At 63.3% G+C, this 25,828-nt stretch carries 29 protein-coding genes; 16 read left to right on the top strand and 13 right to left on the bottom strand.

Annotation, left to right across the window (positions count from 1 at the left end; translation table 11 throughout):
- Positions 1-37: 37 nt before the first annotated feature.
- On the bottom strand, positions 38-1,612 hold the full coding sequence (locus ACQ5BM_RS02875) for a trimethylamine methyltransferase family protein (protein WP_429807497.1): 1,575 nt from the start codon (positions 1,610-1,612) through the stop codon (positions 38-40).
- A gap of 335 nt (positions 1,613-1,947) precedes the next feature.
- Between ACQ5BM_RS02875 and ACQ5BM_RS02870 the strand changes: the two genes are divergently transcribed.
- Positions 1,948-2,646: a corrinoid protein gene (locus ACQ5BM_RS02870; RefSeq protein WP_429807494.1), complete on the top strand. Its 699-nt coding sequence runs from the start codon at positions 1,948-1,950 to the stop codon at positions 2,644-2,646.
- A 111-nt stretch (positions 2,647-2,757) separates the two neighbouring features.
- On the opposite strand, the gene ACQ5BM_RS02865 is transcribed toward ACQ5BM_RS02870, so the two are convergent.
- Positions 2,758-2,871, bottom strand: a complete 114-nt coding sequence (locus ACQ5BM_RS02865; protein WP_429807674.1) for an entericidin — start codon at positions 2,869-2,871, stop codon at positions 2,758-2,760.
- Positions 2,872-2,953: 82 nt separating this feature from the next.
- Between ACQ5BM_RS02865 and ACQ5BM_RS02860 the strand changes: the two genes are divergently transcribed.
- The 14 genes from ACQ5BM_RS02860 to ACQ5BM_RS02795 all read left to right on the top strand — a co-directional run bounded on the left by ACQ5BM_RS02860 (position 2,954) and on the right by ACQ5BM_RS02795 (position 14,974).
- Positions 2,954-3,574 (top strand): DUF1638 domain-containing protein, encoded by a 621-nt coding sequence (locus ACQ5BM_RS02860; RefSeq protein ID WP_429807492.1) that lies wholly within the window; start codon positions 2,954-2,956, stop codon positions 3,572-3,574.
- A 216-nt stretch (positions 3,575-3,790) separates the two neighbouring features.
- Complete coding sequence (locus tag ACQ5BM_RS02855; RefSeq protein WP_429807490.1) at positions 3,791-4,384, top strand: hypothetical protein; 594 nt, start codon at positions 3,791-3,793, stop codon at positions 4,382-4,384.
- A 231-nt stretch (positions 4,385-4,615) separates the two neighbouring features.
- Positions 4,616-5,605 (top strand): CDF family Co(II)/Ni(II) efflux transporter DmeF, encoded by a 990-nt coding sequence (dmeF, locus tag ACQ5BM_RS02850; RefSeq protein WP_429807487.1) that lies wholly within the window; start codon positions 4,616-4,618, stop codon positions 5,603-5,605.
- Positions 5,606-5,632: 27 nt separating this feature from the next.
- Positions 5,633-5,908: a metal/formaldehyde-sensitive transcriptional repressor gene (locus tag ACQ5BM_RS02845; RefSeq protein WP_429807484.1), complete on the top strand. Its 276-nt coding sequence runs from the start codon at positions 5,633-5,635 to the stop codon at positions 5,906-5,908.
- A gap of 183 nt (positions 5,909-6,091) precedes the next feature.
- Positions 6,092-6,865, top strand: coding sequence for a pyrroline-5-carboxylate reductase (locus ACQ5BM_RS02840; protein WP_429807481.1), 774 nt, complete (start codon positions 6,092-6,094; stop codon positions 6,863-6,865).
- A 262-nt stretch (positions 6,866-7,127) separates the two neighbouring features.
- Positions 7,128-7,307 (top strand): hypothetical protein, encoded by a 180-nt coding sequence (locus tag ACQ5BM_RS02835; protein ID WP_429807478.1) that lies wholly within the window; start codon positions 7,128-7,130, stop codon positions 7,305-7,307.
- Between the two features lie 45 nt (positions 7,308-7,352).
- Complete coding sequence (locus tag ACQ5BM_RS02830; protein ID WP_429807475.1) at positions 7,353-8,156, top strand: formyl transferase; 804 nt, start codon at positions 7,353-7,355, stop codon at positions 8,154-8,156.
- 341 nt (positions 8,157-8,497) lie between these two features.
- Positions 8,498-8,800: a virulence factor gene (locus ACQ5BM_RS02825; RefSeq protein ID WP_429807473.1), complete on the top strand. Its 303-nt coding sequence runs from the start codon at positions 8,498-8,500 to the stop codon at positions 8,798-8,800.
- Positions 8,793-9,395, top strand: a complete 603-nt coding sequence (locus tag ACQ5BM_RS02820; RefSeq protein WP_429807471.1) for a methylenetetrahydrofolate reductase C-terminal domain-containing protein — start codon at positions 8,793-8,795, stop codon at positions 9,393-9,395. The genes ACQ5BM_RS02825 and ACQ5BM_RS02820 overlap by 8 nt, the downstream gene beginning before the upstream one ends.
- Positions 9,392-10,483 carry a methylenetetrahydrofolate reductase gene (locus tag ACQ5BM_RS02815; RefSeq protein ID WP_429807468.1) on the top strand — a complete coding sequence of 364 codons (1,092 nt, stop codon included), beginning with the start codon at positions 9,392-9,394 and terminating at the stop codon, positions 10,481-10,483. The genes ACQ5BM_RS02820 and ACQ5BM_RS02815 overlap by 4 nt, the downstream gene beginning before the upstream one ends.
- 98 nt (positions 10,484-10,581) lie before the next feature.
- Positions 10,582-11,547, top strand: a complete 966-nt coding sequence (locus ACQ5BM_RS02810; RefSeq protein WP_429807465.1) for a methyltetrahydrofolate cobalamin methyltransferase — start codon at positions 10,582-10,584, stop codon at positions 11,545-11,547.
- A 156-nt stretch (positions 11,548-11,703) separates the two neighbouring features.
- On the top strand, positions 11,704-12,042 hold the full coding sequence (locus tag ACQ5BM_RS02805) for a hypothetical protein (RefSeq protein ID WP_429807463.1): 339 nt from the start codon (positions 11,704-11,706) through the stop codon (positions 12,040-12,042).
- Positions 12,043-12,230: 188 nt separating this feature from the next.
- Positions 12,231-14,303 (top strand): ASKHA domain-containing protein, encoded by a 2,073-nt coding sequence (locus ACQ5BM_RS02800; RefSeq protein ID WP_429807460.1) that lies wholly within the window; start codon positions 12,231-12,233, stop codon positions 14,301-14,303.
- Between the two features lie 359 nt (positions 14,304-14,662).
- Positions 14,663-14,974, top strand: a complete 312-nt coding sequence (locus tag ACQ5BM_RS02795; protein WP_429807457.1) for a hypothetical protein — start codon at positions 14,663-14,665, stop codon at positions 14,972-14,974.
- A gap of 334 nt (positions 14,975-15,308) precedes the next feature.
- On the opposite strand, the gene ACQ5BM_RS02790 is transcribed toward ACQ5BM_RS02795, so the two are convergent.
- The 10 genes from ACQ5BM_RS02790 to ACQ5BM_RS02745 form a co-directional block, all read right to left on the bottom strand.
- Positions 15,309-15,779, bottom strand: a complete 471-nt coding sequence (locus tag ACQ5BM_RS02790; RefSeq protein WP_429807454.1) for a BA14K family protein — start codon at positions 15,777-15,779, stop codon at positions 15,309-15,311.
- Positions 15,780-16,151: 372 nt separating this feature from the next.
- A complete protein-coding gene (locus ACQ5BM_RS02785) occupies positions 16,152-16,619 on the bottom strand; it encodes an SRPBCC family protein (RefSeq protein ID WP_429807451.1) in 468 nt (155 codons plus the stop codon).
- 60 nt (positions 16,620-16,679) lie between these two features.
- Entirely contained in the window at positions 16,680-17,018 is a 339-nt protein-coding gene (locus ACQ5BM_RS02780) for an ArsR/SmtB family transcription factor (protein WP_429807448.1), read from the bottom strand.
- Positions 17,019-17,131: 113 nt separating this feature from the next.
- Positions 17,132-17,989 carry a transporter substrate-binding domain-containing protein gene (locus ACQ5BM_RS02775; protein WP_429807445.1) on the bottom strand — a complete coding sequence of 286 codons (858 nt, stop codon included), beginning with the start codon at positions 17,987-17,989 and terminating at the stop codon, positions 17,132-17,134.
- Positions 17,990-18,060: 71 nt separating this feature from the next.
- The gene (locus ACQ5BM_RS02770; RefSeq protein WP_429807671.1) at positions 18,061-18,837 is read right to left on the bottom strand and encodes an ABC transporter ATP-binding protein; all 777 of its coding nucleotides are present in this window, start codon (positions 18,835-18,837) and stop codon (positions 18,061-18,063) included.
- Between the two features lie 2 nt (positions 18,838-18,839).
- Positions 18,840-19,562, bottom strand: a complete 723-nt coding sequence (locus tag ACQ5BM_RS02765) for an ABC transporter permease (protein ID WP_429807442.1) — start codon at positions 19,560-19,562, stop codon at positions 18,840-18,842.
- The gene (locus ACQ5BM_RS02760) at positions 19,562-20,281 is read right to left on the bottom strand and encodes an ABC transporter permease (RefSeq protein ID WP_429807439.1); all 720 of its coding nucleotides are present in this window, start codon (positions 20,279-20,281) and stop codon (positions 19,562-19,564) included. The genes ACQ5BM_RS02765 and ACQ5BM_RS02760 overlap by 1 nt, the downstream gene beginning before the upstream one ends.
- 108 nt (positions 20,282-20,389) lie before the next feature.
- On the bottom strand, positions 20,390-21,235 hold the full coding sequence (locus ACQ5BM_RS02755; protein ID WP_429807436.1) for a transporter substrate-binding domain-containing protein: 846 nt from the start codon (positions 21,233-21,235) through the stop codon (positions 20,390-20,392).
- Positions 21,236-21,302: 67 nt separating this feature from the next.
- On the bottom strand, positions 21,303-22,994 hold the full coding sequence (locus ACQ5BM_RS02750) for a M28 family peptidase (RefSeq protein ID WP_429807433.1): 1,692 nt from the start codon (positions 22,992-22,994) through the stop codon (positions 21,303-21,305).
- Positions 22,987-24,411, bottom strand: coding sequence for a M20 family metallopeptidase (locus tag ACQ5BM_RS02745; RefSeq protein ID WP_429807430.1), 1,425 nt, complete (start codon positions 24,409-24,411; stop codon positions 22,987-22,989). The genes ACQ5BM_RS02750 and ACQ5BM_RS02745 overlap by 8 nt, the downstream gene beginning before the upstream one ends.
- 264 nt (positions 24,412-24,675) lie before the next feature.
- Between ACQ5BM_RS02745 and ACQ5BM_RS02740 the strand changes: the two genes are divergently transcribed.
- Complete coding sequence (locus ACQ5BM_RS02740; RefSeq protein ID WP_429807428.1) at positions 24,676-25,332, top strand: GntR family transcriptional regulator; 657 nt, start codon at positions 24,676-24,678, stop codon at positions 25,330-25,332.
- Positions 25,333-25,518: 186 nt separating this feature from the next.
- Here ACQ5BM_RS02740 and ACQ5BM_RS02735 read toward each other — a convergent pair whose 3' ends face one another.
- Positions 25,519-25,755, bottom strand: a complete 237-nt coding sequence (locus tag ACQ5BM_RS02735) for a hypothetical protein (protein ID WP_429807668.1) — start codon at positions 25,753-25,755, stop codon at positions 25,519-25,521.
- Positions 25,756-25,828: the final 73 nt, after the last annotated feature.

Genomic DNA, 25,828 nt, shown 5'->3' with positions numbered 1-25,828 from the left:
CCGCTCCGCCTTGCTCCCTGGCGCGCTCGGGAGCCTTTCAGGTGAAAGCGTCCGGCATCGAGTCCTTGCGGCTCGCGATATAGGTCTTGAGCTTTTCGTCGATCGCCGGATCCAGGTAAGGCGCTTCGTAATGCTCCAGCCAGGTGCGGGCGAGCGCATTGGCGCGTTGCTCGATCCGCTTTTCGCCTTCCACTTCCCACTGTTCGAAGGAGTTGTTGTCGGCAAGCGGCGAACGATAGAAGGCGGTCTGGAAGTTTGCCTGGGTATGGGCGCAGCCGAGATAGTGGCTGCCCGGACCCACTTCGCGGATCGCGTCGAGCGCCTGGGCGTTTTCCGAGAGGTCCACGCCTTCGGCCATCTTCTGCATCATGCCGAGCTGGTCCTGGTCGATCATGAACTTCTCGTAGGACGAGACGAGACCGCCTTCGAGCCAGCCGGCCGCATGCAGCACGAAATTGGTGCCGGCCAAGAGCGTCATGTTCAGCGTGTTGGCGGATTCGTGCGCTGCCTGCGCATCCGGAACCTTGGAGCCGCAGAGCGAGCCGCCGGTACGGAAGGGAAGCTTCAGGCGACGGGCGAGCTGGGCTGCGCCATAGGAGACGAGCGACGGCTCCGGCGTACCGAAGGTCGGCGCGCCCGACTGCATCGAGATCGAGGCGGCGAAGGTGCCGAAGAGCACCGGCGCACCCTTGCGGATGAGCTGGGTGAACGAGGCGCCGGCGAGAACTTCCGCGAGGATCTGCGTCAGCGTGCCGGCAACCGTCACCGGGCTCATGGCGCCGGAGAGGATGAAGGGCGAAAGCACGCAGGCCTGGTTGTGGCGGGCATAGACCTTCAGCGCGCCCACCATGGTCTCATCGAAGACCATCGGCGAGTTGGCGTTGATGAGGTTCAGCGTGACGCAGTTGTTTTCGACGAACTCGTCGCCGAAAACGATCTTTGCCATGGCGATCGTGTCTTCCGCCCGTTCCGGCGCGGTGACCGAGCCCATGAAGGGTTTGTCGGAATATTTGATATGGCTGTAGACCATATCGAGGTGGCGCTTGTTGACGGGGATGTCGACCGGCTCACAGACCGTGCCGCCGGACGAATGCATCGACGGCGCCATATAGGCGAGCTTCACGAAATTGCGGAAATCCTCGATCGTCGCATAGCGGCGGTTGCCTTCGAGGTCGCGCACGAAGGGCGGGCCGTAGACCGGCGCGAAGATCGTCGCCTTGCCGCCGACCTGGGCGCTGCGTTCGGGGTTGCGGGCGTGCCAGGTGAATTCGGCAGGTGCGGTCTTCAGCAGTTCGCGGCAGAGCCCCTTGGGGAAATGCACGCGCTGGCCGCGCACGTCGGCGCCGGCCTCCTTCCAGAGTTCAAGCGCCTCGGCGTCGTCGCGGAATTCGATGCCGATCTCTTCGAGCACGGTATCGGCATTGCGCTCGATGAGCTGCAGGCCTTCCTCGTCGAGAACCTCATATTCGCGAATCTTGCGCTGGATATAGGGCAGAGACGGTCCCGGACCGCCGCCGGTGCGCGACGCACGCCGTGCCGCCGCTCCCCGTCCCTCGCCACGCGCGCGGCGCCCGCCGCCTTCACCCGCGCCCTGATCTGTCACGTCGCTCATTCGCTTTTCCTCTCCCGCGCATCACTTCTTGCGCCTTCAAGCATCGATTGGCCCTAATGCTACCAAGCATCGGGGTCCTTGCGGGTCTCAATGCGCCAAGGAGTGGCGCAACTCGAACACTACCGAGAAGCGATCCCACGACGCTAAAAACCGCGTGGCGCGAATATATTGTTTTTGTTAAGAATATGCAGGGGTCAAAAGAACCTGCCCTCCCGTCGCTTTTTGTCATATGCGACGTCGCTTTCGAAAACAGATTTTTAGAAATCGAACGCTATGGATTGATGGACGCGCCCGAAATTTTCGTGCGACCGTGCCAGGAACCGAGGAACCCCAATATGGCAGACGATGAAATCATTCTCGAGGACCTTTCCGACGAAGAACTCGTGCAGCAGATGCATGATGACCTCTATGATGGTCTGAAGGAGGAAATCGAGGACGGAACCCGCATCCTGCTCAAACGCGGCTGGACACCTTACGACGTCCTGACCCAGGCACTGGTCGAAGGCATGCGCATCGTCGGCATCGACTTCCGCGACGGCATCCTGTTCGTGCCGGAAGTGCTGCTGTCGGCCAACGCCATGAAGGCCGGCATGACGATCCTGCGCCCGCTTCTCGCCGAAACCGGCGCACCGAAGCTCGGCAAGATGGTGATCGGCACCGTCAAGGGCGACATTCACGACATCGGCAAGAACCTCGTCGGCATGATGATGGAAGGCGCCGGCTTCGATGTCGTCGACCTCGGCATCAACAATCCGGTCGAGAACTACCTCGAAGCGATCGAGCGCGAGCAGCCGGATATTCTCGGCATGTCGGCGCTGCTGACGACCACCATGCCCTATATGAAGGTCGTTATCGACACGATGAAGGAAAAGGGCATGCGCGACGACTACGTCGTTCTCGTCGGCGGTGCGCCGCTGAACGAGGAATTCGGCAAGGCCGTCGGCGCCGACGCCTATTGCCGCGACGCGGCGATCGCCGTCGAAACCGCCAAGGACTTCATGAAGCGCAAGCACAACCGCCTGGCGGCTGGCTGAGCTTCGGGTCATCCGAATTGATAAAGCCGGCCGCAGAAGTGAAATCTGCGGCCGGCTTTCTTATATATAATGAATGCGTTGACGGCGCGCCGTCAGGTGACGGGCACCGCTTTAGTTGGCGGCCTTCGCCACGCTGCGGCCGGCATCCTGTGTCGCGTTGACCGCATTTGCGGTGTCCCTGCCGATACCGCGGATGGTGTTGCCGCAGGCGCTCAGCGTTGCCATGGCAACGAGAACGGCGCCGACGATGGCGAGGCTTCTTACTTTCATGGTCAGGTTCCTTCCCGCATAGCCAAGTGGAATCAAGATGGAAAAATTACAGCCGTCAAAAGAACCCGCACAACCGAAAAAAGTTCACGTGATCGGTTGTGGCGCCATTGCGCGTGAAATCCTGGCGATCTGCGAGGCAAACGGTCTCTCCCACATCGACCTCAACTGTCTGCCCGCCATCTGGCACAACACGCCCGAAAAGATCACGCCAGGCATTCGTGACGCGATCGCCAAGGCGCGCGCCGAAGGCTTCGAGCGCATTTTCGTCGCCTATGCCGATTGCGGCACCGGCGGCCATCTCGACCGGTTGTGCGAGGAGGAAAAGGTCGAGCGCATCCCCGGCCCGCACTGCTATTCCTTCTTTGTCGGCAACGCGGATTTCGCCCGCCGCTGGGATGACGACATCACCGCCTTCTTCCTGACCGACTTCCTCGCCCGCCAGTTCGAGGCCTTCGTCATCGAACCGCTCGGCCTCAACCGGCATCCGGAACTGAGGGACATGTATTTCGGCCATTACCGCAAGCTGGTCTATCTCTCGCAGCAGGAGGATCCGGCCCTGCAGGAAAAGGCGAAGAAGGCTGCCGATTATCTCGGGCTCGAGTACGAATATCGCTTCACCGGCTATGGTGATCTCGCGACGTCGCTTCTGAGGGCGTGAGGCGACGGCGCGCGGCTCGCCTGCGCCGTGTCATTCCATGGCGCGCCGTGTCGCAAAGAGGGCCAATATTCACCGACCCTGCCGGCGCGTGTTTACGCTGTCGGCTGAATAGCGCCTTCCAGCGGCACGCGGGCCACGGCGGACCTTTCCGCTCGCTCGAAAAAGCTGCACAACCTGCTGGCCGCAACTCCACCGCCGACCACAGGATTACTCGCCATGAGCGCACTGTTTCCTGCCGAACTCGCCTGGTATGCCACGGGTCGCTTCTACGAGGCGAACGACGGTACGCTGGCCGACTACGGTTACTTCCTGCACCTGCCTTTGCCTGATGCCGAGATCTTCGATGGTGAGCCGGGCGAAACAACGGCGCATTTCACCTTCGCGGCCAAGCCTTTCAAGGCGCAGGGGATGGCAAACGGCGCGCTGTCCCTCGGGCTCGACCCCGTCGGCGAGTTCTCCCTCTACCTGCAGCGCAAGCCGCGAGGAACTTTCGATGACCCCGCCTCCTTCGCAGAAGGCGAATGCATCGCGACGTTCCGGCGGACCAGCCTTGTGGTCGGCACCACGCTCTCTGACACTATTGGCGGGACGACGGCAGCCTTGTTTGGCACCAATGTGTTTTCGGCCCGCCTGATCGCAAGCGCTTCGTTCGATTGCGGCGGGCGTCGCCACGATCTGGCCGAGTATCTCGGCGTGGGCATCACGCAATTCGGCACGTCCGCCGCCACACAGATCGAGCCGACGCCTATGGGCTACAAGCGGGTCCTGCCGTTTACGGGCTCGGCCATCGCTCTCGGCGGGGCCGGTTAGAGCATTTGCAGTCAGGTGGAAACTCCTGACTGCAAATGCGGCAAAAACAAAGGGCCAGAGCGGCGGGCAGAACGCATGTGAGCGCATCCCGCTCTAAGGCCGACCGCGGCTCCGAAGGTGCCGGCTCCTTCTTCCCGCCGACAACCATCACCGACGGAACGATAGAGAAGACGAGCGCTTTACGCCGGCCTAAAAATAGGGTACCCCCCTATATCATATTGGAGACACGGCATGAGCAACCACCCGCACGACCATCATCACCATCATGGGCACCACGCGCATTCGCACGACGAGGCGCGCGTGCTCGCGGCGCGCCATGATCATGTCTTCCTCGGCGGCAATCACGAGCGCAACGAACGACGCACCTGGATCGTCATCGCGGTTACCGCGACGATGATGGTGATCGAGATCGCGGCCGGTGAGGTCTTCGGGTCGATGGCGCTCGTTGCCGATGGCTGGCACATGTCGACCCATGCGGCGGCAATGCTGATCGCCGCGCTCGCCTATCTCTATGCGCGCAAACACTCGAACAATCGCCGCTTCACCTTCGGCACCGGAAAGCTCGGCGATCTCGCCGGATTCTCCAGCGCCATCGTGCTGGCGCTCATCGCGGTGCTGATCGGCTGGGAAAGCCTGCGCCGCCTCAACGCGCCGGTCACGATCGATTTCAGCGAAGCGATTCTCGTCGCCGTCGCCGGCCTCATCGTCAACCTCGTCTGCGCCTGGCTGCTGAAGGACGATCACAGCCATCGCCACCACGATCACCACGGGCATCACCATGGACACCATGGCGGACAGGATCGAAACCTGCGGGCTGCCTATCTGCACGTGCTCGCCGACGCCCTGACCTCGGTTCTCGCGATTGCCGCTCTCGGCCTGGGCGCGATCTACGGCTGGCTGTGGCTCGATCCCGCGATGGGCATCGTCGGCGCAATCGTCATTGCGCGCTGGTCCTTCGGTCTCATCCGCGACACCGGCGCAACCTTGCTGGACTACATCCCCGAAGGCGAGGACTTGCCGGAGGAAATCGGAGAGATCGTCGCCAGGGAAGATGCCGAGATCGTCGATCTGCACGTCTGGCAGCTCGGGCCAGGCCACCACGGCGCCATCGTCTCGATTGTCGCCGACAACCCGCGGGCGCCCTCCTATTATCGAGAGAAGCTTGCCGCCATTCACGATTTGTCGCATGTGACGGTGGAGGTGGAACCACGGGCCGCATAGCGACGGCGCCCGAAACCGGAGTATCCGATGACCCATACCATCCGCGAAAAGCAGAAACTCATCAACCGGGTCCGTCGGCTCCGGGGGCAGATGGAGGCGGTCGAACGGATGCTGGAAGAGGAAAAGGGCTGCACCGAGGTCATGCAGCTGATTGCCGGCATCCGCGGTGCGGTCAACGGGCTGATGGCGGAAGTTGTCGAAGACCACATCCACATGCACCTGGCCGCGGCCGACCTGTCGCAGAAGGAGCGAGACGAAGCGGCAGCGGAACTGGTGGACGTGGTGCGCGCCTATATGAAATAGGCATGCACGGCGCGAAGACGCGCATGCGGCCGCTGAACGCCGCGGCATTCTCCGGCCGATCGTAAGGGGCCCGTTTCTCGCCGCGACGGCAAAGGATTGTGGGCAAGCCGATCGCCATGACTTGCCGCCGGGGCGCCGAGCACTATTGTGCGCCGGCAACGCACCAAAGCTACAGGACATCCCATGAAACTCGGCTTTATCGGCACCGGCGCCCTCTCCTCTGCGATCGTGACGGGGCTCAAATCGCTTCCGGGCGAAGCCACGGCGGTCGTGCTCTCGCCGCGCAACGAAGAGATCGCGGCAGGCCTTGCTGCCCGGTTTCCGGATGTGCGCGTTGCCGCCGGCAATCAGGAGGTGCTGGATGATTGCGACACCGTCATGCTCGCCGTCCGGCCGCAGATTGCCCGCGACGTCCTGCCCGGCTTGCGCTTCCGGCCCGATCATCATGTGGTCAGCCTGATCGCGACCTTCTCCTGCGACGAGATCGCCGCCATGATCGGTCCGGTGAAGCGGGTCACCAAGGCATTGCCGATGCCGATGATCGCGATCCGCCAGGGGCCGACGATCATCTTCCCGCCGGACCCGGAAATCGCGGCGTTCTTCGGCCGGCTCGGCAAGGCGATCGAGGTTGCGAGCGAAAGCGAATTCGATGCCCTGAGCGTCGCGACCGCCACCTATGCCAGCTACTTCAAATATCTCGAAACGATCCATGGCTGGCTGAAGGATCACGGCGTCGAAGAAGCGAAAGGCCGCGACTATGTCGCCTCCCTGTTTGGGGCTTTGGGTCAGGCGCCGGAGGCAACGCCGGATGCCAGCTTCGCCCACTTGGCCGCCGACTATGCGACACGCGGCGGCATCAACGAGCAGGTGCTGTGCGAACTGACGGAGCATGGGACGTTCGAGCGGTTCAAGGAAAGTCTCGGGGGTATTCACCGGCGAATTACTGCTGCATCGTGAGGCAACAGCGCGGCCTCCCCAGTCCCGGCAAATTCTACCTGACAACGCTGCGATCCGGCCACGTCCCCTCTCCCCGCCCGCGGGGAAAGTGCTGGTCCTGGGGTTGAACCCGAGGAGAGGGGCAGCGCGACGTGGACGATCCGGCGCGCGGTCTCGACAGGTTCGTCCCGCGCGATAAATAGGCCTTCCTAAACCGCATATTTGCGCTACCCTACGTTTCATCTCAGCACGCAATGGCTGCACGATGAGACGGGAGGCACCGGTGAAATTCCTCGACTACCTGCCCTACGCCATCGGATGCGCCGGCGGGATGCTTCTTGCGCTGCTGGTCGGCGAGATCTGTAACCTGACCGACGACATAAAGATGGTCGAGAGCGTGGCTCTGGTCGTGCTCGGCGGCGGCGTTGCCGAGTGGTACTGGAACCGGTTAAGCCGGCGGTAACGGGAAGTCTTCATATCTGTGGCCCTGTTGATCCGCGAGGCCGCCATGACCGAAATCGCCAGCCAGAATCAAACCGCGGGCAAGCGCCCGGGCCGCATCGTCGTGGTGACGGCGGGTGGCGAAAATCCGTGGATCATGATCAATGCGCTGGCCGCACGTTTTGCCGATGTCACCGTCATCGAGGAGCAGCCGGAACCGAAGGGCCTCTTCCTGCGCCGCCGCGCCCGCAAGCTCGGCTGGGTGACCGCGCTCGGCCAGCTTGCCACCATGATCGCCTCGCGCTTCGGCAAGCGCTTCACCCGCAAGCGGGCGAAAGAGATCCTCGCCACCTATAAGGTTTCGGGCACGCCCGATCCGTCGCTCCCGGTCAAATCGGTCGCCTCTATCAACGATGCCGAAGCCGTCCGGCAGCTTCGCGCGCTCGAACCCGATGTCGTCTTTCTCATCAGTTGCCGCATGCTGAAGGCCGCGACGCTTGCCGCGATCCCCTGCCCGGTCATCAATTTCCACGCCGGCATCAACCCCGCCTATCGCGGGCTGATGGGCGGCTACTGGGCGCTGGTCAACGGCGACGCTGGGAATTTCGGCGCCACCGTGCATCTGGTCGATCCGGGCGTCGATACCGGCGGCGTGCTCTATCAGTCGCGCCAGAAGCCCGCGCCTGAAGATACGATGCACACCTATGCGCTGCTGCAGACCGCCGCCTCCACCGAGATCGCGATTGCCGCGGTCGCGGATGCGCTTGCCGGAAATCTGCGGACTGTCGATGTCGCAGGTCCGTCACGGCAATGGTTTCATCCACCGATCTGGACCTGGGTGTGGAACGGTCTGACGCGGCGTACCTGGTAGGCGGATTGCCTGCGATCCTGTCGACCGGCTGCGACCTAAAAGCCTGAAACTGCGGGCAATCCGCCCTGATTGCGAACGTCGCCGTGCCAAGCGTCAACCGCCACTTGCGCACCGCTCCCAGGGCGTCTGATATGGCTTCTGCGCCAGCGTCGTTTTTGGACATATCCGACGTCGTGGCGAGATTAGCCCGGAAGCCTGTACATGCGCATTGTCGCACCTACAGCGCCGCGCGTCCTGTCAGACACGCAAAGGTCGCTGTGGCACTGTGGAGTGCTGCATGTTTTTGATCTTTAATCGGCTCCGATCAAAGCAAACATGCAGGGGGAGGAGAACGACACCCGATGGCAGATCGCATTATCGTCTACTGGCGCGACATTCCGGCCCAGGTCATCATCAAGAAGGGCCGCACGACGGCGAAGCGCGAGCTCTCGCTGCGCTTCACCGAAGCGATCGACATGTGCGCCATGCGCACGGGCGCTGCCGAAACCGATGACTATCTCGCCGAGTGGCGCAAGGCCGATCCGGTGCCGGTCTCCGATGATCTCGACGCCGAGGCCGATAGCGCCGCTGCCGAGCTCGAAGCCGCCTATGACCGCGAACGCCTCGTCGCGCTCGTCAAAGCCGGAGGCCGGGACAATGGCTGACGCCAAGCCTGCGGGCGAGCCGAAGATCATGAAGGGCAATGCCGCGCCTGCCGCCAAGGCCGCGACCGGCGCCTATACCCCGACCGGGGTTTCGCCAAGCCGCCGCTCGCGCCACAAATATACGGTCCGCCTCTGGGCGGTCCGCAACTCCCGCTTCCTCGAATGGTTCTACAACCGCTTTGCCGACATGTTCCTGCTGCTTCACCCGCTGTGGAACGCCATCGGCTATGGCCGGGTGGAGCGGCCGGTGACCTTCGTCGAGCGTCACGTCAAGGGCTTCCTCTTCGACTGCCGCATGTGCGGCCAGTGCGCGCTGTCTTCGACCGGCATGTCGTGCCCGATGAACTGTCCGAAGCAGTTGCGCAACGGCCCCTGCGGCGGCGTTCGCGCCAACGGCAATTGCGAGGTCGAGCCGGACATGCCCTGCGTCTGGGTGCAGGCCTGGAAGGGCTCGCAGAACATGGTGAAGGGCAACGCGATCATGAATGTGCAGAAGCCGGTCAACCAGTCGCTGCGCGAAACCTCGTCCTGGCTGCGCGTGACGGCGGAAGCCGCAGCGCGCCGTGAAGCGGCATCAAAGGAAGGCCAGGCATGAGCCCCGACATCAATCCCCATGATCCCGGCGCGCCGCTCGATCCCCTGCCCGGCCATTCCTCGCGCGGCCGCCTCGAGCGCGTGCTGCGCCGCGGTGAATTCGCCGTCACCGCCGAGCTCAACCCGCCCGACAGCGCCAACCCGCAGGACGTCTACGAGCGCGCGGCGATCTTCGACGGCTGGGTCGACGGCATCAACGCGGTCGACGCATCGGGTGCCAACTGCCACATGTCCTCCGTCGGTATCTGCGCGCTTTTGACCCGCATGGGCTACGCGCCGATCATGCAGATCGCCTGCCGCGACAAGAACCGCATCGCCATCCAGGGCGACGTGCTCGGCGCATCCGCCATGGGCGTGCAGAATATCATGTGCCTCACCGGCGACGGCGTGCAGGCGGGCGACCAGCCGGGTGCCAAGCCCGTCTTCGACCTCGACTGCATGTCGCTGCTCGAAACCGTGCGCATCATGCGCGACAACGCGAAGTTCCTCTCGGGCCGCAAGCTGACGACGCCGCCGCATGTGTTCTTAGGCGCCGCGATCAACCCCTTCGCCCCGCCCTACGACTTCCGCCCCTATCGTCTTGCCAAGAAGATCGAGGCCGGCGCCCAGTTCGTCCAGAGCCAGTATTGCTTCGACGTGCCGATGTTCCGCGAATACATGAAGAAGGTGCGCGACCTCGGCCTGCACGAGAAATGCTACATCCTCGTCGGCGTCGGGCCGATGGCGTCGGCCAAGACGGCCCGCTGGATCCGCTCCAACGTGCCGGGCATCCATATTCCCGATAGCGTCATTACCCGCCTCGAAGGCGCCCAGGACCAGAAGAAGGAAGGCAAGCAGCTCTGCATCGACATCATCAACGAGGTGAAGGAGATCGAAGGCGTCTCCGGCATCCACGTGATGGCCTATCGCCAGGAAGAATATGTCGCGGAGATCGTGCATGAATCGGGCGTGCTGAAGGGCCGCAAGCCCTGGAAGCGTGAGACGCTGCCGGCCGACGCGCTGGTTGCCGAGCGCCTGGAGCAGATCCGCGAGGGCAAGGAAGAAAACCAGCAGCAGATGGCCGAAGCCGCGGCTCATCATCCGCACTGACCAGATCGCAGACAAAATCGGCGCCGGCCATTCGACGCCTATCATCGATTTCAAGGGCGTGATTACATAGCCCGACGCTTCAGGACAAAGGACCCCGCATGACCCGCACCATCGTCGCTTCCGCCACCCGCGAGATCATCATCGGCTTCGATCAGCCGTTCTGCGTCATCGGCGAACGCATCAACCCGACCGGCCGCAAGAAGCTCGCCGCCGAGATGATCGAGGGCAACTTCGACACCGTGATCAAGGATGCACTGGAGCAGGTTGCCGCGGGTGCCACGATGCTCGACGTCAATGCCGGCGTCACCGCCGTCAACCCGAACGAGACCGAGCCGCCGCTGCTGGTCAAGACGCTGGAAATCGTCCAGGGCCTCGTCGACGTGCCGCTGTCGATCGACAGTTCGGTCACCGCCGCGATCGAAGCGGGCCTGCGTGTCGCCAAGGGTCGCCCGCTCGTCAACTCCGTCACCGGCGAGGAAGAGAAGCTCGAGGCGATCCTGCCGCTCTGCAAGAAGTACGACGTGCCGGTCGTGGCCATCTCCAACGACGAAACCGGCATTTCCGAGGACCCGGATGTGCGTTTCGCCGTCGCCAAGAAGATCGTCGAGCGCGCCGCCGACTACGGCATCAAGCCGCATGACATCGTCGTCGACCCGCTGGTCATGCCGATCGGCGCCATGGGCACCGCCGGCCAGCAGGTCTTCGCGCTACTTCGGCGTCTGCGCGAAGAGCTGAAGGTCAACACCACCTGCGGCCTCTCCAACATCTCCTTCGGCCTGCCGCACCGCCACGGCATCAATGCCGGCTTCATCCCCATGGTCATCGGCGCCGGCATGACCTCGGCGATCATGAACCCCTGCCGCCCGCAGGAAATGGAGGCCGTGCGCGCCGCCAACGTCTTGAACGGCACCGACCCGAACTGCACCCACTGGATCAAGACCTACCGCGACCACAAGCCTGCCGAAGGCGGCCACGTTGTTGCGGCCGCACCTGTGGCTGCCGCCTCCGGCGGACGTCGCGGCGGTCGTGCGGCCCGTGCCGGCGCCGGCGGCGCGCGCGAATAGTTTTGCTTCGGCATTGAACGGTTTTTGAAGGGAGAAGGACGACGAGAAGCCAACTGCGCTTTGCCGTCCTTCTCCTTTCACCGTCGATTGGCTGGGCGGGACACGGTAGCGGCGCACTTCACCGCTTCCATCTGCCAACGCAAAGTGGAGATCACCATGACACGCCGCCTTCGCCTCGATGCCGCAGCCCTCTGGTTTGAAGCGCCCTTCGTCATCGCCGTGCGCCTGCAGGAGATGCAGATGGCGGCGCTGACGGGCAAGTCGCAGGATGTGACCGAGCTTCATCGCATGATCTCCGAGAAAATCGCTGCGACCGCCGAGAGCGTCGTTGCCGTCAATGTGGCGCTCTGGAAGGCCGCCTTCGACAACACCATGCGGCTGATGACCGGCGGCACGGCATCGGGCCATGGAACGGCGATTGCATCCGCCGCACTCAGGCCCTATGGCAAGCGGGTGCGCAGCAACGCGAGGCGTCTGTCGCGCACGAAGCCGTGAGCAATTTATCCTTCATCGCCATCACCACCTGAAATGATGCTTTGAGATCGTTCCATGTCGGGATTGGACAACTATCGGGCGGCGTTCCGGTGCAGTCTGAAACCGTTTACCCATGCTTCGCTCGCGAGATGACTCACCTTACCGGTGCTTCACTCTGGAAAGAGCGGACCTGACGAAAGACTTGAAGCATGCGCATCGAAGGCACTTCCGAGATCGAGACCAACATGACCGAAGCCGCGCAAAAGGAACCTCTCGTGCTGTTCATGCCTTCGGGCAAGCGCGGCCGCTTCCCGGTTGGCACGCCGGTTCTCGATGCCGCGCGCAAGCTCGGCGTCTATGTCGAGAGCGTCTGTGGTGGGCGCGCCACCTGCGGCCGCTGTCAGATCGAGGTGCAGGAAGGCAATTTCGCCAAGCACAAGATCGTCTCCTCGCTGGAGCACATCTCGGCAAAGGGCGCCAAGGAAGAGCGTTACGAGAAGATCCGCGGCCTGCCGGATGGCCGCCGGCTTTCCTGCTCCGCCCAGATCCTCGGCGATCTCGTCGTCGACGTGCCGCAGGACACCGTCATCAACGCCCAGGTTGTGCGCAAGGCCGCGACCGACCGGGTGATCGAGCGCAATGCCGCCGTCCAGCTCTGCTATGTCGAGGTCGACGAGCCCGACATGCACAAGCCGCTCGGTGACCTCGACCGGCTGAAGGTGATGCTGGAGAAGGACTGGGGCTGGAAGGACCTCCTGATCGCGCCGCACCTGATCCCGCAGGTGCAGACCATCCTGCGCAAGGGCAACTGGGCCGTCACCGCCGCCATCCACCGCGACATGGACTCCTCCCGCCCCTTCATCGTCGGCCTCTGGCCGGGCCTGAAGAACGAGGCCTATGGTGTGGCCTGCGACATCGGCTCGACGACGATCGCCATGCATCTGGTGTCGCTGCTTTCGGGCCGCATCGCCGCCTCCTCGGGCGCCTCCAACCCGCAGATCCGCTTCGGCGAAGACCTGATGAGCCGAGTCTCCTACGTGATGATGAACCCGGATGGGCGCGAGGCGATGACCAAGGCCGTGCGCGAGGCGGTCAACGGCTTGATCGGCAAGGTCTGCGCCGAGGGCGAGGTCGACCGTCACGACATTCTCGACATGGTCTTCGTCGCCAACCCGATCATGCACCACCTGTTCCTCGGCATCGACCCGACGGAACTCGGCCAGGCGCCGTTTGCGCTCGCCGTCTCCGGTGCGTTGCAATACTGGGCGCATGAACTCGAGATCGACGTCAACCGCGGCGCCCGGCTCTATATGCTCCCCTGCATCGCCGGCCATGTCGGCGCCGATGCGGCCGGCGCCACGCTTTCCGAAGGCCCCTACCGCCAGGACAAGATGATGCTGCTCGTCGATGTCGGCACCAATGCCGAGATCGTGCTCGGCAACAGGAACCGCGTCGTCGCCGCCTCCTCGCCCACGGGCCCCGCCTTCGAAGGTGCGGAAATCTCCTCGGGCCAGCGCGCCGCGCCGGGCGCGATCGAGCGCGTGCGCATCGATCCGGTAACGCTGGAGCCGCGCTTCCGCGTCATCGGCGTCGACAAGTGGTCGGACGAGGAAGGCTTTGCCGAGGCTGCGGCCTCCGTCGGCGTCACCGGCATCTGCGGCTCGGCGATCATCGAGATCGTCGCGGAGATGTATCTCTCCGGCATCATCTCGCAGGACGGCGTCGTCGATGGCGCCATGGCAGCGAGAAGCCCGCGCATCATTGAGAACGGGCGCACCTTCTCCTACCTGCTGCATGACGGCGAGCCGCGCATCACGGTGACCCAGAACGACATCCGCGCCATCCAGCTCGCCAAGGCCGCCCTCTACGCCGGCATCAAGCTGCTCATGGAAAAGCAGGGCGTCGACCACGTCGACACCATCCGCTTCGCCGGCGCCTTCGGCTCCTTCATCGACCCGAAATACGCGATGGTGCTCGGCCTCATCCCGGACTGCGACCTCGACGAGGTAAAGGCCGTCGGCAATGCCGCCGGCACCGGCGCGCTGATGGCGCTGCTCAACCGTGGCCACCGCCGCGAGATCGAGCAAACCGTCAGCAAAATCGAGAAGATAGAGACGGCGCTTGAATCGAAATTTCAGGAGCACTTCGTCAACGCCATGGCACTGCCGAACAAGGTCGACGCCTTCCCGAAGCTTTCGACGGTGGTGACTTTGCCGGAGCGCAAGGTGAGCGCCGACGATGGCGAGGGCGGCGGGCGCAGGCGGCGGAGAAGCCGGGAGTAGGACCGGCAGTTCGGGCGTTCTTGCCTCCTGGGACATGCCGAGAATCTGCCCCTCTCCTCGGGTTCAACCCGAGGACTAACCCTCTCCTGCGAGCGGGAAGAGGCAACGAGACCGCAGCACGCTTTCCATAACGACTGCAACTGTCGAGATCACGGTCATCAGATAAGAGATACGAGCGAGCGCGGCATCTCCCTTCTCCCCGCAGGCGAGGAGAAGGTCGCGGCAGCGGGATGAGGGGCGGATGTCTGGGCCGCCTTACCCTTCAGCAGACGTGGATACTGGAGATTTCAGCTTGCCTTAATTCCGGCAGCAAGCGACGGTCTGATGAACCGCATCTTTTGAACTGGCACCCAAGACCCATGAACGACAAAATTTTTGACACCCTGACCGGCATGTATTTCACCGTCGACGATCCCGATGGCACCTACGGCACCGGGCAGGTCATTCGTCCCGCCGCCGAAGGCATCTATTTCATCCGCTTCGACGGCAACGAGGTGGAACTGCCGATGGAGCTCGTCTCGATCGGCGAGATGCTGCAGACCACCGAAGAAGATTACAAGCTCTGGCGGTTCTTTGACACGATCGAGGAACGGGACAAGTGGATCGAATGGCTGGATGCGCCCTCAAAGCCGCGCGTCGTCACGCTGGTGCGGCCGACGCCGACGAAGTAGCGGCTGGCCGCGACGCTCTTTCCGGCCCCGCTCCTCCTGCAGAACCGAGCACGCCCTCGGAGTATTCGAAAGGCCGCGCCAGCGGACGGCGCCCGCCGATGTTCATGCCTTCCCGGAACTTTTAAACCGCCGTCACGGCCGAAGGGGCAGACTGACGGCGGATGAAAGCGATCACAGTACCGCGTCAACGACGATCAAGGCTTCGAACCTACTGCATGTCTCCTTAAATCGACCTCGACTTAAGGACAAAGACATGCAAATCAAAGTGCGACAGCGACCTTTGCGCGTCTCATAAGACTCGCGGCGCTGTAGGCCGCCGTCAATTGGGCGTGCCTCAGTAATACGGCGACACGCATTCCTGGCGCGGCCCATAATGCGGCTGGAAAGTGTTGTCGTAGGCTCTGTATGACCGATAGCGGTCGTAGCACCATTCGACATGGGCTGACGGTGCGTTGGAATAGACCCTGTGGGGTGGCGACGCGATCGCGCCACCGATAACTACGCCTGCCCCGAATGCGGCCAGAGGATACCACCATCCGTCGCTGTGCCGACGGTATCCGTCGCGACGGTAGCGGTAACCCTGGTAGCCATTGTAGTAGCCGTATCGAGGACCTGCATCGTAACGATAGCCGTTGTACCCGCGCTTGTGCGGCGGGCCGCCGTAATGACCGGGCTTGTGGTGGACCAACTCGACCGGCTGGGAAGCTGACTTCCCCACCGAAACGGGAGACATGGGCACGGCCTCAGCCGAGACCGCCGACAGTGCCGTAGCGGCGGCTACGAGGACTGCACCTATTCTTCTCATGATATCATCCAACTGTTTTTCGTCGGGCCATTTTCCGGAACCCGCCATGAACCTCAGATGAACGTGCGCCGCTTGGCACAGAGTCGAACCTCAAAGCGGCGGGAACGCAGGACCAGATGACGATCGTCATTCCGTAGTGGGGCCAACAAAAAAGGCCGGGGCGAAACCGCACCGACCTTCCTCATCATCGCTCTCACACCAGTGCCAGTACATCCGTGGTCAAAAGTCTAAGGCGACGCGGCAATTGCGAGCGGCGAAAAATTCAGCGCTCATCAGCAATGCCGATGGCGGCTATATAGGGAGCGATTGTGTCCGAAACAAGTTCGGTCGCGAATCGCCTCGAGGCGACGCCAAAACCAATCGGCCGAAACCTCACGCCGCCTTCGCCGCAAAGGCCCCGAGCAGCCCTGCCCAGCCGCCTTCGGAATCGAGCGACGCACGCGCCACATCCGCCTTCGCGCCGTAGTTGCCGAGGTCGCGATGTTCGAGCCGCACGGTGGTGCCACCCTCGGCCGTCGGTTCGAAGGTCACCTCCACCTCCGTTTTGAAATCCGGATCGAAGGTCCAATCGGCATTGAGCTGCCAGGCGAAGAGGATGCGTTTCGGCGGTTCGTAAGCGAGCACCCGCCCCCATTCCTTCTCCTCGCCCGAGGTGCCGATCTCATACCAGCGCCCGCCGTCGGCAGGTTCGACGACAACCGTTTTCTGGCCGCTCGCCGTCAGGCTATGGGTCTTCAGCCACCAATTGCCCATGCGCGCCGTGAAGATCTCGAAGGCGCGCTCCGGCGGCGCGCTGACGGTTACGGATTTCACCACCGGCGCCGGCTCGATCCTATGCATGTCCTTTCCTCCCATTGCTCGCGATGTCAGCGGACCTGCGCCGACCGTATCGCGTCCGCGCTATCGCTCCGGTTTCCTCGGCCCTGCTCCCGAAGCCTCGTCGCTGTCGGCCAGGGCCTTGAAGGCGGCAAGCTGATCCTCCCAGAAGCGGTCCAGCCATTGCCGAAGCGGCCCGAGCCCCGCCAGATCGATCGAATAGATGCGCCTTTGGCCCAGCGGCTCGTCACTGACCAGCCCCGCCTCCTTCAGAACCTTCAGATGCTGAGAAATCGCCGGCTGCGAGACCGGCAAGGATCGGGCGACATCGGCGACCGAGGAGCGCCCCTTGGCAAGCTTCTCGAAGATCGCCCTTCGCGTCGGATCCGCCAGCGCAGCCAGTACTTTTCCTTCATAAGTCATGACTTATCATAAGGGTAGACTTATGAAAGTCAAGCTCGGTGCTTCCGACGCAAAGGCGCCGCGCGTTCGGTGGAACACGCGGCGCTTCAGTTGAGCGCGGTGACGAACCCGGCTTATTGCGGCGTCAGGTCGAAGCCGAACCACTTTTCGGAGAGGCGCTTGATGGTGCCGTCGGCCTTCGCCGCGGCGATGGCGTCGTCGAACAGCGCCTTCAGTTCGGGATCGCTCTTGCGCAGGCCGACGGAGCTGCCGGCGCCGAGGAAGCCGCCCTGGAAGCGCGGGCCGACGATGACCATGTCGCTGTTGGCCGGCTTTTCCACCGTGGTCTTCAGATAACCCATCGATGCCATGACGAAATCGACGCGGCCGGCGACGAGATCGAGGTCGTGCTGCTCGGTCGTCTTGTATTCACGCACCTCGACGACGTCCTTCAGGTATTCGTCGATGAAGCGCGCCGCGATCGAGGCGGTCTGCACGCCGACGGTCTTGCCTTCGACGAGCGGCTTCAACTCGTCGACCGCCTTGCGGGCGCCGGCTTCGTTGGAGGCGAGCGAGAAGAGTTCGCCCTTCATCGGCAGGGTTTCGAGCTCGCCGCCCTTCAGCGTCGCGAATGCCTGGCCGGTGCTGCCGTAGGACATCGAGAAGTCGATGACTTCCTTGCGCTTCTCCGTCGCCGACATGCCGGCCATGATCGCGTCGAACTTGCCGGCGTTGAGCGCCGGGATCAGACCGTCGAAGGACTGAGCGATGATGGTGCACTCGACCTTCATATGGTCGCAGAGATATTTGCTGAGCTCGATCTCGTAGCCGTCGAGCGTGCCATCGGCCTTGGTGAGGTTATAGGGCGGAAAGGCACCTTCGGTGGCGATCGTCACCTTCGTCCACTTCTTGTCCTCGGCCTTCGCCGGCATGGACATCAGTCCCGCGGCAACTGCAAGCGCCGAAGCGATGATTGCGGTCGTTTTCTTCATTACAGCATTCCCCTTTTGTGGATGTTGATTGCTTTGGTTGTTGGTAGCCCGCCTGCCGTTGACGGCAGACTTCAACTCTTGATGAACTGGCGGAAGCGCTCGGACTTGGAGCGGGTGAAGACTTCGTGCGGCGGTCCCTCCTCCTCGATCGTGCCCTTGTGCACGAAGACGACGCGGCTCGAGACGTCGCGGGCAAAGCCCATCTCGTGAGTGACGACCAGCATGGTTCGTCCCTCCTCGGCGAGCCCGCGCATGACACGCAGCACCTCGCCGACCAGTTCCGGGTCCAGCGCCGAAGTCGGCTCGTCGAAGAGCATCGCCTTCGGGCGCATGGCGAGCGCGCGGGCGATCGCGGCGCGCTGCTGCTGGCCGCCGGAAAGGTGCGAGGGATAATGGTTGCGCTTGTCGGCGATGCCGACCTTGGCGAGCAAAGCTTCCGCCTCGCCGATCGCTTCCGCCCGGGGTCGCTTCAGCACATGCACCGGCGCCTCGATGACGTTTTCAAGCACTGTCTTGTGGGACCAGAGATTGAAGCTCTGGAACACCATGCCGAGTTCGGAGCGGATGCGATCCACCTGTTTCTGATCGGCAGGGCGGCTGCGCCCGTCGCTCGACGTCTTCAGCCGGATCGCCTCGCCGGCGACCTCGATCGTGCCCGAATTCGGCACTTCCAGCATGTTGATGCAGCGAAGCAGGGTCGACTTGCCGGAGCCGGAAGATCCGAGGATGGAAATCACTTCCCCCTCGCGTGCGTCGAGCGACACGCCTTTCAGGACCTCGACGGGACCGAAGCTCTTGTGAAGGTCGTGCACGCGGATCGCGACCGGTGCGGTGACGGCGGCGGACATGTTCAATGGGCTTCTCCCTTGAGTTCGGCAGAGATTGCCAGCGGCGGGCGCAGTTGCGGGTTCAGCCGGTGTTCGGCGAAGGCGACGAGCCGGGTCAGCGCGAAATTGATGGCGAGATAGATGACGCCGGCGACGACGAAGACCTCGATCACCCGGTAGCTCTCCGAAATGATCTTGGCGGCGACACCGGTAATTTCCATCAGCGTGATAATCGAGGCGAGAGAGGTCGCCTTGACCATGGAGATCATCTCGTTGCCGTAGCCGGGCAGCGCCTGGCGAAGCGCCTGTGGCATGACGATGCGGCGGAAGATCATGAAACGCCCCATGCCGCAGGCCCGTGCCGCCTCGATCTGGCCGTGAGCCACGGAAAGCAGCCCGCCGCGGATGATCTCGCTGGCATAGGCGGCCGTGTTCAGCATGAGCGCCAGCACCGCGCACCAGTAGGGCTCGCGAAGGAGCGGCCAGAAGATGCTGTGACGCACGGCCGGAAACTGGCTGAGACCGTAATAGATCAGGAAGATCTGCACGAGCAGCGGCGTTCCGCGGAACAGGAACACATAGGCGCGGGCAAAGAGATCGAGCGCGAGAATGTCTGACAGACGCGCAAGCGCCAGTCCCAGGGCCAGGACCGAGCCAAGCGCAATTGACGTCGCCGCGAGCTCCAGCGTCAGCGGCAGGGCCGCAAGCAGGCTCCAGAAGGTTTCGAGGGCGAACCGGATATCCATCAGCCCCTCCTGACGCCGCGCGAGAACCGGCGTTCGGTGACCTGGAGAACCAGGCCCGAGACCGTGGAAATCGCGAGATAGATCATCGCTGCGATGAAGAAGAAATCGAACGGGCGGCTGGTCGACCCGGCGCCGATCTGCGACTGGCGCAAGAGTTCGACGACACCGGTGACCGAGACCAGCGCCGATTCCTTCAGCACCACCTGCCAGACGTTACCGAGGCCCGGCAGCGCATGACGCAGCGTCAGCGGCGCGGTGATGCGCCGGAATTTGAGGAGCCGCCCCATGCCGCAGGCGGTCGCCGCCTCCAGCTCGCCCGGATGCACGGCGCGAAAGGCGCCGCGATAGACCTCGGTCTGCTGGGCACCGGAGGTGATGCCGACGGCAAGCGCACCGGCAAGGAAGCCCGGAAAGCTGACGAAGCCCTCCTGGCCGAAGAGCTGGCCGACCGCCGTCACCACGGCGCTGCCGCCGAAATAGAAGAGATAGATCACCAGCAGGTCGGGAATGCCGCGAAGGACGGTGGTATAGGCCTCCGCGCAGCCGCGAAGGAATGGGCTGCCGGAGATCTTCGCCCAGGCGCCGAAGATGCCGATGACGCCGCCGATCGCAAAGCCTGCGATCGCGATCAGGATCGTCATCCACGCGCCGGCGGCCAGCGCCGGCCCCCAGCCGTCCGGCCCGAAGCTGATGATGTCGAGGAAACCGGGATTGCTCATGGAGACGATGGTCCTCGGCCAAATGCTTCGAATAACTGGCTGTTCATGGCTGGATGTCCGTTGAGTGGTCTCGGACGGGCCTTGCGGCCCGCCCTCCCAGGTCCATTGTTAAAACGAGGGCGTAAGATCGAGCTTGCTCCATTTTTCAGACAGCGCGCGAATAACGCCGTCGGCCGCGGCCGCCTTGATCGCGTCGTCGAACTTCGTCTTCAGCTCAGTCTCCCCCTTGCGCATGCCCATCGCCACTTCCGTTGCCAACATCGCGCCCTTGACCAAAGGTCCGGTCATGGCGAGGTCCTCGTTGCCGGGCTTGGCGAGCATCGACGTTCCATAGACGCCGCTGTCGAACCCGGCATCGATGCGCCCAGCCTTGAGGTCGAGATCGCGTTCGCCGGAGGTCTTGTAGGCGCGCACCGTGACGGTCTTGCCGAAATAGGCGTTGATGAGCTGTTCCTGGCTGGTCGACTGCACGACGCCGACGGTCTTGCCGTCAAGCGCTTCGCCGATCGACTTCATGACGGGATCGGCCTTCGCCTTATCGTTGAGATTGAGGCGCTCGCCGGTCATTGGCAGCTCGGCAACCGGTCCGTCCTTGGCAATCAGAAAGGTCGCGACGCCGCTCGCATAGGGGACGGTGAAGTCGACGACCTGCTTGCGCTTCTCGTTGATGCCGAGCGTCATGATGAGATCGAACTTGCCGGCGTTAAGGCTGGGGATGAGGCTGGTCCATTCGCCCGTCATCAACTCGCATTCCACCTTGGCGCGGGTACAAACATCCTTGATCAAATCGACGTCGAATCCGGTGAGCTGGCCCTGGGAATCAAGCGCATTCCATGGCGGGAAGGCGCCTTCGATCCCGACCCGGACATGCGTCCAGTCCTTGGCCAGCGCCGACGTGGCGGTCAAGGAAAGGCCGGCCATGAAAATGGCGGCGATAAATCTGCTTCGTTTCATCTTTCAGTTCCCTTGTTTTTTGCCAGGCCCTTTGGTCGCTGGCTTTGCGATTGATCGATCCGCGCCTTCAGCGCGCGTGGTGTTTGACGGCGGCTGCCAGTGTTGCCTGCGCCTCCCGCAAGGCATGTGCGGCGAGGTTTCGGCATTGTCGCGCGTGCACGGCATAAAACGGCAGATCGGACGAGCCATGCGGAAGGTCGGCAAGCTCGCGCAGGCCGGCAAGCGATGGCCAGGCCGGGTGCGGCAGGGCGCTGTCGTGGCTGAAGCGGTGTCCGGTCGTGTAGTTGAGGGGCACGAGCAGACGGGACACCTGCATGAGGGAACGGTTGATCGCTTCCAGCGCGTCCTCGCCGGCGCTCTCGGCCATCCTGTTCACCGCCTGTACCGCTTGCTCGAACGCGCCGAGGCGCGAAAGCAAAATGTCGATGTCCATGCGGTCGCCGAGGCGGTCCTGGAGGGCAAGCAGTTCCTTCCTCATCGAAGCGGCGAAGGCGGTGTAGTCGAGCGGCAGCACCGGCGCAGTCAGCAGGCGCCACAGAACGTGCAGCACGATCGCCGTGTCGCGTTCAAGGTTGTCGAGGTCGATGTGCTCTGCCGTGTCGTGCGGCGTATGCCACCACCAGCCAAGCGCCGTCAGCATCTTGACGGGACCGGGCGGCTGGTGACTGAGGCTGCCGAACATCGACGGTATGCCAACGCCCCAGAACGACTGGTCCGCGGCGCGGCCGTGGCGACGACCGGCGTGGCGCTGTCCGCTGACCACCTCGACCGCTTCAGCCGCAACCGATTTCAACTCGTCGATGACAGCCGAGTTGGTAAGCACGCTTGCCCCCTCGCCGCCGGTCGAATCGACATTGACATGGGCGACGCAGCGCCGATCGAGCTCGTCCCAATATTCGTCCGCATACCAGGCGGATCCCGAATAGCGCCCATGCGAATGGCCGGACCAGAAGCAGAGACGCAGGCCCCGCCGCCACGGGCCGCGCCGCTCGGCGAGCAGCCGTGCCGCCTCCAACATGGAGGCATTGGCGCCTCCGTTGTCCATGACCCCGTAGTGCCAGGTGTCATGATGGCCGGAAAACAGCACGAACGGCGCGTCGCCTGCTTCCTTTTCGGCGGGCAGCTCTGCCACGAGGATGGGCGTTTTGCGCCATCCGGTATCGACATCCGCCCAAAGCGACGCAAGCACGATCTCGCCCGCTTGGCATTGCGCCCGTAGCCTCGCGCCGTCGTCGCGCGCGATCGTACAAACGACCGTCGTTGGAAGCTTCGACCGCGTCACCTGCGAGGGACTGCCCCATACCGGTGAAACGCACATTTCGTAGAGGTGTTCGTTCGGGCTGATATGAAGCTGGCCCAGGGCGCCATGTGCGCTTGCGAGCGCGGTCACTTCCTCGGTGGCAATGCCATCGACAAGAACGATCCTGCCTCTGACATCGACGGAGGCGAAGGCGGCCTCCTCGCCCTCGCCGACATAGACGACTGGCGCGCGGATGCCGTCGCTTGTCGTCGCAACCGACATCGAATGCGTGATGCAGCGCAGGTTTTCGCCGTTTGCCTCGACGCGAGCCTGTCCGGGCAGACTGATATAGGCGTCGTGGAACAGAAGCTCCGTGCGATAGCCGTAGGACGCCATCTCCCGTTCGAGATAACGGAAGCTCTCAAGTTCCTCAGGCGTTCCCGAGAGCTTGATGCGGCGGCCGAACTCGTCGATATGGGCAGCCAGCCGCTCTCGATCGGGTTGAGCTAGGTCAGGCATTGCGATTCTCCGGCAGCGGCGGATCGACATCGTCCGGGATCGGGTTCACGAAAGGCGTGCCGTCCAGTCTCGCCGCATGGTCGGCCTTGGCGGCGGCGATGAGCTCCGGATCGAGGATCAGCTCGAGCGCCGTGCTCGCCATCACCTTGGCCGCATGCTCCATGCCCTTGTGGGCGGCCGGCAGCTTGCCTTGCGCGACGAGCTGCCAGGAATGGCCGGGCGTGCCGATCGCGTAAGTTGCGCCGCGCATCTGCACCGTCGGCACCACCCAGCTCACCGTTCCGACATCGGTGGAGCCGACGAGGGTGCCGGCGCCGTTTCCAGGCGGGAAGATCGTGTCGCAGAGGGAAATGCCGCGGCGCAGCTTCAGCCCGAAGCGTTCGAAGGCGGAGGCGATATCCTCGCTGGTGAAGGTCTCCTGAAACCGTGCCGCCATCCTGCGGTCGTCGTCGTCGAACTGCGGCGGACCCAGATGCTCGAGCTGACGATGCATCAGCGCTTCCAGCGGTGTATTGCCGATCAGGTTGGCGTCGCCGCTGACGATCACGTCCGTGACCGTGGTGCCGGTCATCAGGGCAGCGCCCTTCGCGACGCTGCGGACCCGTTCGACGAGATCGAGCAGTTCCGGCAGGCTGCGGGCGCGGACGAGATAGCGCGCCTTCGCCCGGGCCTGCACCACGTTCGGCGCGTTGCCGCCCGTATCCGTCACCGCATAGTGGATCCGCGCCGAGGACGGCATGTGCTCGCGCAGATAATTGACGCCGACATTCATCAGCTCGAGCGCGTCCAGCGCACTGCGGCCAAGATGGGGTGCTGCCGAAGCATGCGACGCGCGGCCGCTGAAGCGGAAGTCGAGCTCGTTGCAGGCAAGCGAGATCGGGTTATTGACGCCGGCAAAGGGTGCGGGATGCCAGGAAATGGCGATATCGACATCGTCGAACACGCCGGCGCGCACCATGAACCCCTTGGACGAGCCGCCTTCTTCCGCCGGGCAGCCGTAATAGCGGACCCTCCCCTTGATGCCATGGGCGGCGAGATAGTCCTTGACCGCGGTTGCCGCCATCATCGAGCCGGCGCCGAGCAGATTGTGTCCGCAGCCGTGACCGTTGCCGCCCTCGGAGAGCGGCCGCTCTTTCGCGACACCGGCCTCCTGGCTCAAGCCCGGCAGCGCATCGAACTCGCCGAGGATGGCGATGACCGGTCCGCCCTCGCCTGCTTCGCCCATGACCGCCGTCGGCATGCCGGCGATGCCGCGCGACACGCGGAAACCCTCGGCTTCCAGCACCGCCGCATGTTCCGCCGAGGAGCGAAACTCCTCGTAGTTGGTTTCCGGCGTATCCCAGACCCGGTCGCTGAGCGCGAAAAACCGCTCGCGCTTGGCTTCGAGGAGGTCCCAGACGGCATCGGCGTTTTTCATCGTTTCTTGACTTCCGCAACAATAGTAACCAGAATTGGCGCCAATTTATGATAACATTTTTGGATACGCAAGAGGCTCCTGAAACATTTCGACCGATGTGCACAACGACGAATGGCCGGCGCGCAATGGCGGTCTCCGCATTGAATTGTTCAGGACAGCATCATAGTTTCTCCAAAAATGGAGCCAATTCCGCCGGCGGCAACGGGTGGTGCGAGACGCTTCGGCAACGGGCGGCGACAGACGGAAAGAGAGTGTAAGGCAGAGATGAGCGACGATCTGATGGAAATGCTGGCGCCCGAGGAAAAGCCCGAGGAGAAGAAGGACGTCACCGACCTGTTGCTGCACGACATCCTGACCGGGACTTTGCCGGCCGGCACCTGGCTCAAGCAGATCGACCTGGAGCGCCGCTACGAATGCACGCGGCCGGAGGTGCGCCGGGCGCTCGACCGCCTGTCGCAGCGCCGGCTGGTGCAGCACAATCCGAACCGCGGCTATCAGGTCTACGAGCTTGACGACCAGCGCACGCGGGAGATCAGCGATATCCGCGTGATCCTGGAAACTGGCGTTGCGGACCGAATGATCGCCAATGTCACGCCGGCGGCCATCAGCGAACTGCGCGGGCTCGCGCGTCATTTCGACGAAATGTCGTTCCGCGGCTCCATCATGGAGCACTACGACGCCAACCTCGCCTTCCACCGTGCGCTTCTCATGCTTGCCGGCAATTCCGAACTCGTGGAGGTCGTCGCCGAAATCCGCCAGCGCACGGTGTCAGCCCCGGTCTCGCAATGGCGCACACGGGCGCGCATCGAGCAATCGGCGCGCGAGCACCATTTGATGGTCGATGCGCTGGAAGCGAGGGATCTGCCCGAACTGAAGCGGCTGATCGAAATCCATATCCGCCAGGTGCCGATCAAGGCCTGAGCGTCTGCCTTTCGGTGCTTCGCCTTTCAGGCGCGCCGGCTGCTAGCCAACCACATCTGGTCCGTCGCAGGCGACAGCGCATGCGGCACTTCAGTTCGAATGCGAAGGCCAAGCTCGCTGTAGGCCCCAACGAGGGCAATCAGGTCAGCGGTCATGCTGGGCCGCCTTTGACGTCGTCGGAAGGTTTCACGAAGCCGCGAATTTCACCGTCACGCCGCGCTGGCGAAAATATGCCTGCATCAGCTTCCTGCCAGAACGGTTGTTCTGCACGAGCCTGGCCGGGTCGAATACGGCTTCTTTCAAACCCGCCCGCGTCAACGCTGCCCTGAGAGTCGCAATATGCACGTCGATGTCGGCATTGTCCGCCTGGAGGGATTCATAAATGCGGTTTGTTGCATCGGCTACGGTCGGTTCGCTCACGATTACACTCCTGTTGCTGTGCGGCTGGGGCTCGCCACCTTCGTCAGCCTGACCCTATTGTGAAGAAAAATGCCAA

Origin of the sequence: Ensifer sp. B1-9 (assembly GCF_050474445.1) — a bacterium.
Taxonomy (GTDB): Bacteria; Pseudomonadota; Alphaproteobacteria; order Rhizobiales; family Rhizobiaceae; genus Ensifer.
This window is presented reverse-complemented; position numbering and strand designations above follow the sequence as displayed.

What these genes read in the sequence shown, in the direction of transcription:
- ACQ5BM_RS02855 (WP_429807490.1), top strand. Translation starts at nt 3,791, where the DNA reads ATGAGCGCACTGTTTCCTGCCGAACTCGCCTGGTATGCCACGGGTCGC.
- ACQ5BM_RS02790 (WP_429807454.1), bottom strand. Translation starts at nt 15,779, where the DNA reads ATGAGAAGAATAGGTGCAGTCCTCGTAGCCGCCGCTACGGCACTGTCG.
- ACQ5BM_RS02805 (WP_429807463.1), top strand. Translation starts at nt 11,704, where the DNA reads ATGACACGCCGCCTTCGCCTCGATGCCGCAGCCCTCTGGTTTGAAGCG.
- ACQ5BM_RS02865 (WP_429807674.1), bottom strand. Translation starts at nt 2,871, where the DNA reads ATGGCAACGCTGAGCGCCTGCGGCAACACCATCCGCGGTATCGGCAGG.
- ACQ5BM_RS02820 (WP_429807471.1), top strand. Translation starts at nt 8,793, where the DNA reads ATGGCTGACGCCAAGCCTGCGGGCGAGCCGAAGATCATGAAGGGCAAT.
- ACQ5BM_RS02870 (WP_429807494.1), top strand. Translation starts at nt 1,948, where the DNA reads ATGGCAGACGATGAAATCATTCTCGAGGACCTTTCCGACGAAGAACTC.
- ACQ5BM_RS02770 (WP_429807671.1), bottom strand. Translation starts at nt 18,837, where the DNA reads ATGTCCGCCGCCGTCACCGCACCGGTCGCGATCCGCGTGCACGACCTT.
- ACQ5BM_RS02780 (WP_429807448.1), bottom strand. Translation starts at nt 17,018, where the DNA reads ATGACTTATGAAGGAAAAGTACTGGCTGCGCTGGCGGATCCGACGCGA.
- ACQ5BM_RS02845 (WP_429807484.1), top strand. Translation starts at nt 5,633, where the DNA reads ATGACCCATACCATCCGCGAAAAGCAGAAACTCATCAACCGGGTCCGT.
- ACQ5BM_RS02860 (WP_429807492.1), top strand. Translation starts at nt 2,954, where the DNA reads ATGGAAAAATTACAGCCGTCAAAAGAACCCGCACAACCGAAAAAAGTT.
- dmeF (WP_429807487.1), top strand. Translation starts at nt 4,616, where the DNA reads ATGAGCAACCACCCGCACGACCATCATCACCATCATGGGCACCACGCG.
- ACQ5BM_RS02755 (WP_429807436.1), bottom strand. Translation starts at nt 21,235, where the DNA reads ATGAAACGAAGCAGATTTATCGCCGCCATTTTCATGGCCGGCCTTTCC.
- ACQ5BM_RS02840 (WP_429807481.1), top strand. Translation starts at nt 6,092, where the DNA reads ATGAAACTCGGCTTTATCGGCACCGGCGCCCTCTCCTCTGCGATCGTG.
- ACQ5BM_RS02810 (WP_429807465.1), top strand. Translation starts at nt 10,582, where the DNA reads ATGACCCGCACCATCGTCGCTTCCGCCACCCGCGAGATCATCATCGGC.
- ACQ5BM_RS02750 (WP_429807433.1), bottom strand. Translation starts at nt 22,994, where the DNA reads ATGCCTGACCTAGCTCAACCCGATCGAGAGCGGCTGGCTGCCCATATC.
- ACQ5BM_RS02830 (WP_429807475.1), top strand. Translation starts at nt 7,353, where the DNA reads ATGACCGAAATCGCCAGCCAGAATCAAACCGCGGGCAAGCGCCCGGGC.
- ACQ5BM_RS02760 (WP_429807439.1), bottom strand. Translation starts at nt 20,281, where the DNA reads ATGAGCAATCCCGGTTTCCTCGACATCATCAGCTTCGGGCCGGACGGC.
- ACQ5BM_RS02825 (WP_429807473.1), top strand. Translation starts at nt 8,498, where the DNA reads ATGGCAGATCGCATTATCGTCTACTGGCGCGACATTCCGGCCCAGGTC.
- ACQ5BM_RS02745 (WP_429807430.1), bottom strand. Translation starts at nt 24,411, where the DNA reads ATGAAAAACGCCGATGCCGTCTGGGACCTCCTCGAAGCCAAGCGCGAG.
- ACQ5BM_RS02875 (WP_429807497.1), bottom strand. Translation starts at nt 1,612, where the DNA reads ATGAGCGACGTGACAGATCAGGGCGCGGGTGAAGGCGGCGGGCGCCGC.
- ACQ5BM_RS02815 (WP_429807468.1), top strand. Translation starts at nt 9,392, where the DNA reads ATGAGCCCCGACATCAATCCCCATGATCCCGGCGCGCCGCTCGATCCC.
- ACQ5BM_RS02775 (WP_429807445.1), bottom strand. Translation starts at nt 17,989, where the DNA reads ATGAAGAAAACGACCGCAATCATCGCTTCGGCGCTTGCAGTTGCCGCG.
- ACQ5BM_RS02800 (WP_429807460.1), top strand. Translation starts at nt 12,231, where the DNA reads ATGCGCATCGAAGGCACTTCCGAGATCGAGACCAACATGACCGAAGCC.
- ACQ5BM_RS02765 (WP_429807442.1), bottom strand. Translation starts at nt 19,562, where the DNA reads ATGGATATCCGGTTCGCCCTCGAAACCTTCTGGAGCCTGCTTGCGGCC.
- ACQ5BM_RS02785 (WP_429807451.1), bottom strand. Translation starts at nt 16,619, where the DNA reads ATGCATAGGATCGAGCCGGCGCCGGTGGTGAAATCCGTAACCGTCAGC.
- ACQ5BM_RS02795 (WP_429807457.1), top strand. Translation starts at nt 14,663, where the DNA reads ATGAACGACAAAATTTTTGACACCCTGACCGGCATGTATTTCACCGTC.
- ACQ5BM_RS02740 (WP_429807428.1), top strand. Translation starts at nt 24,676, where the DNA reads ATGAGCGACGATCTGATGGAAATGCTGGCGCCCGAGGAAAAGCCCGAG.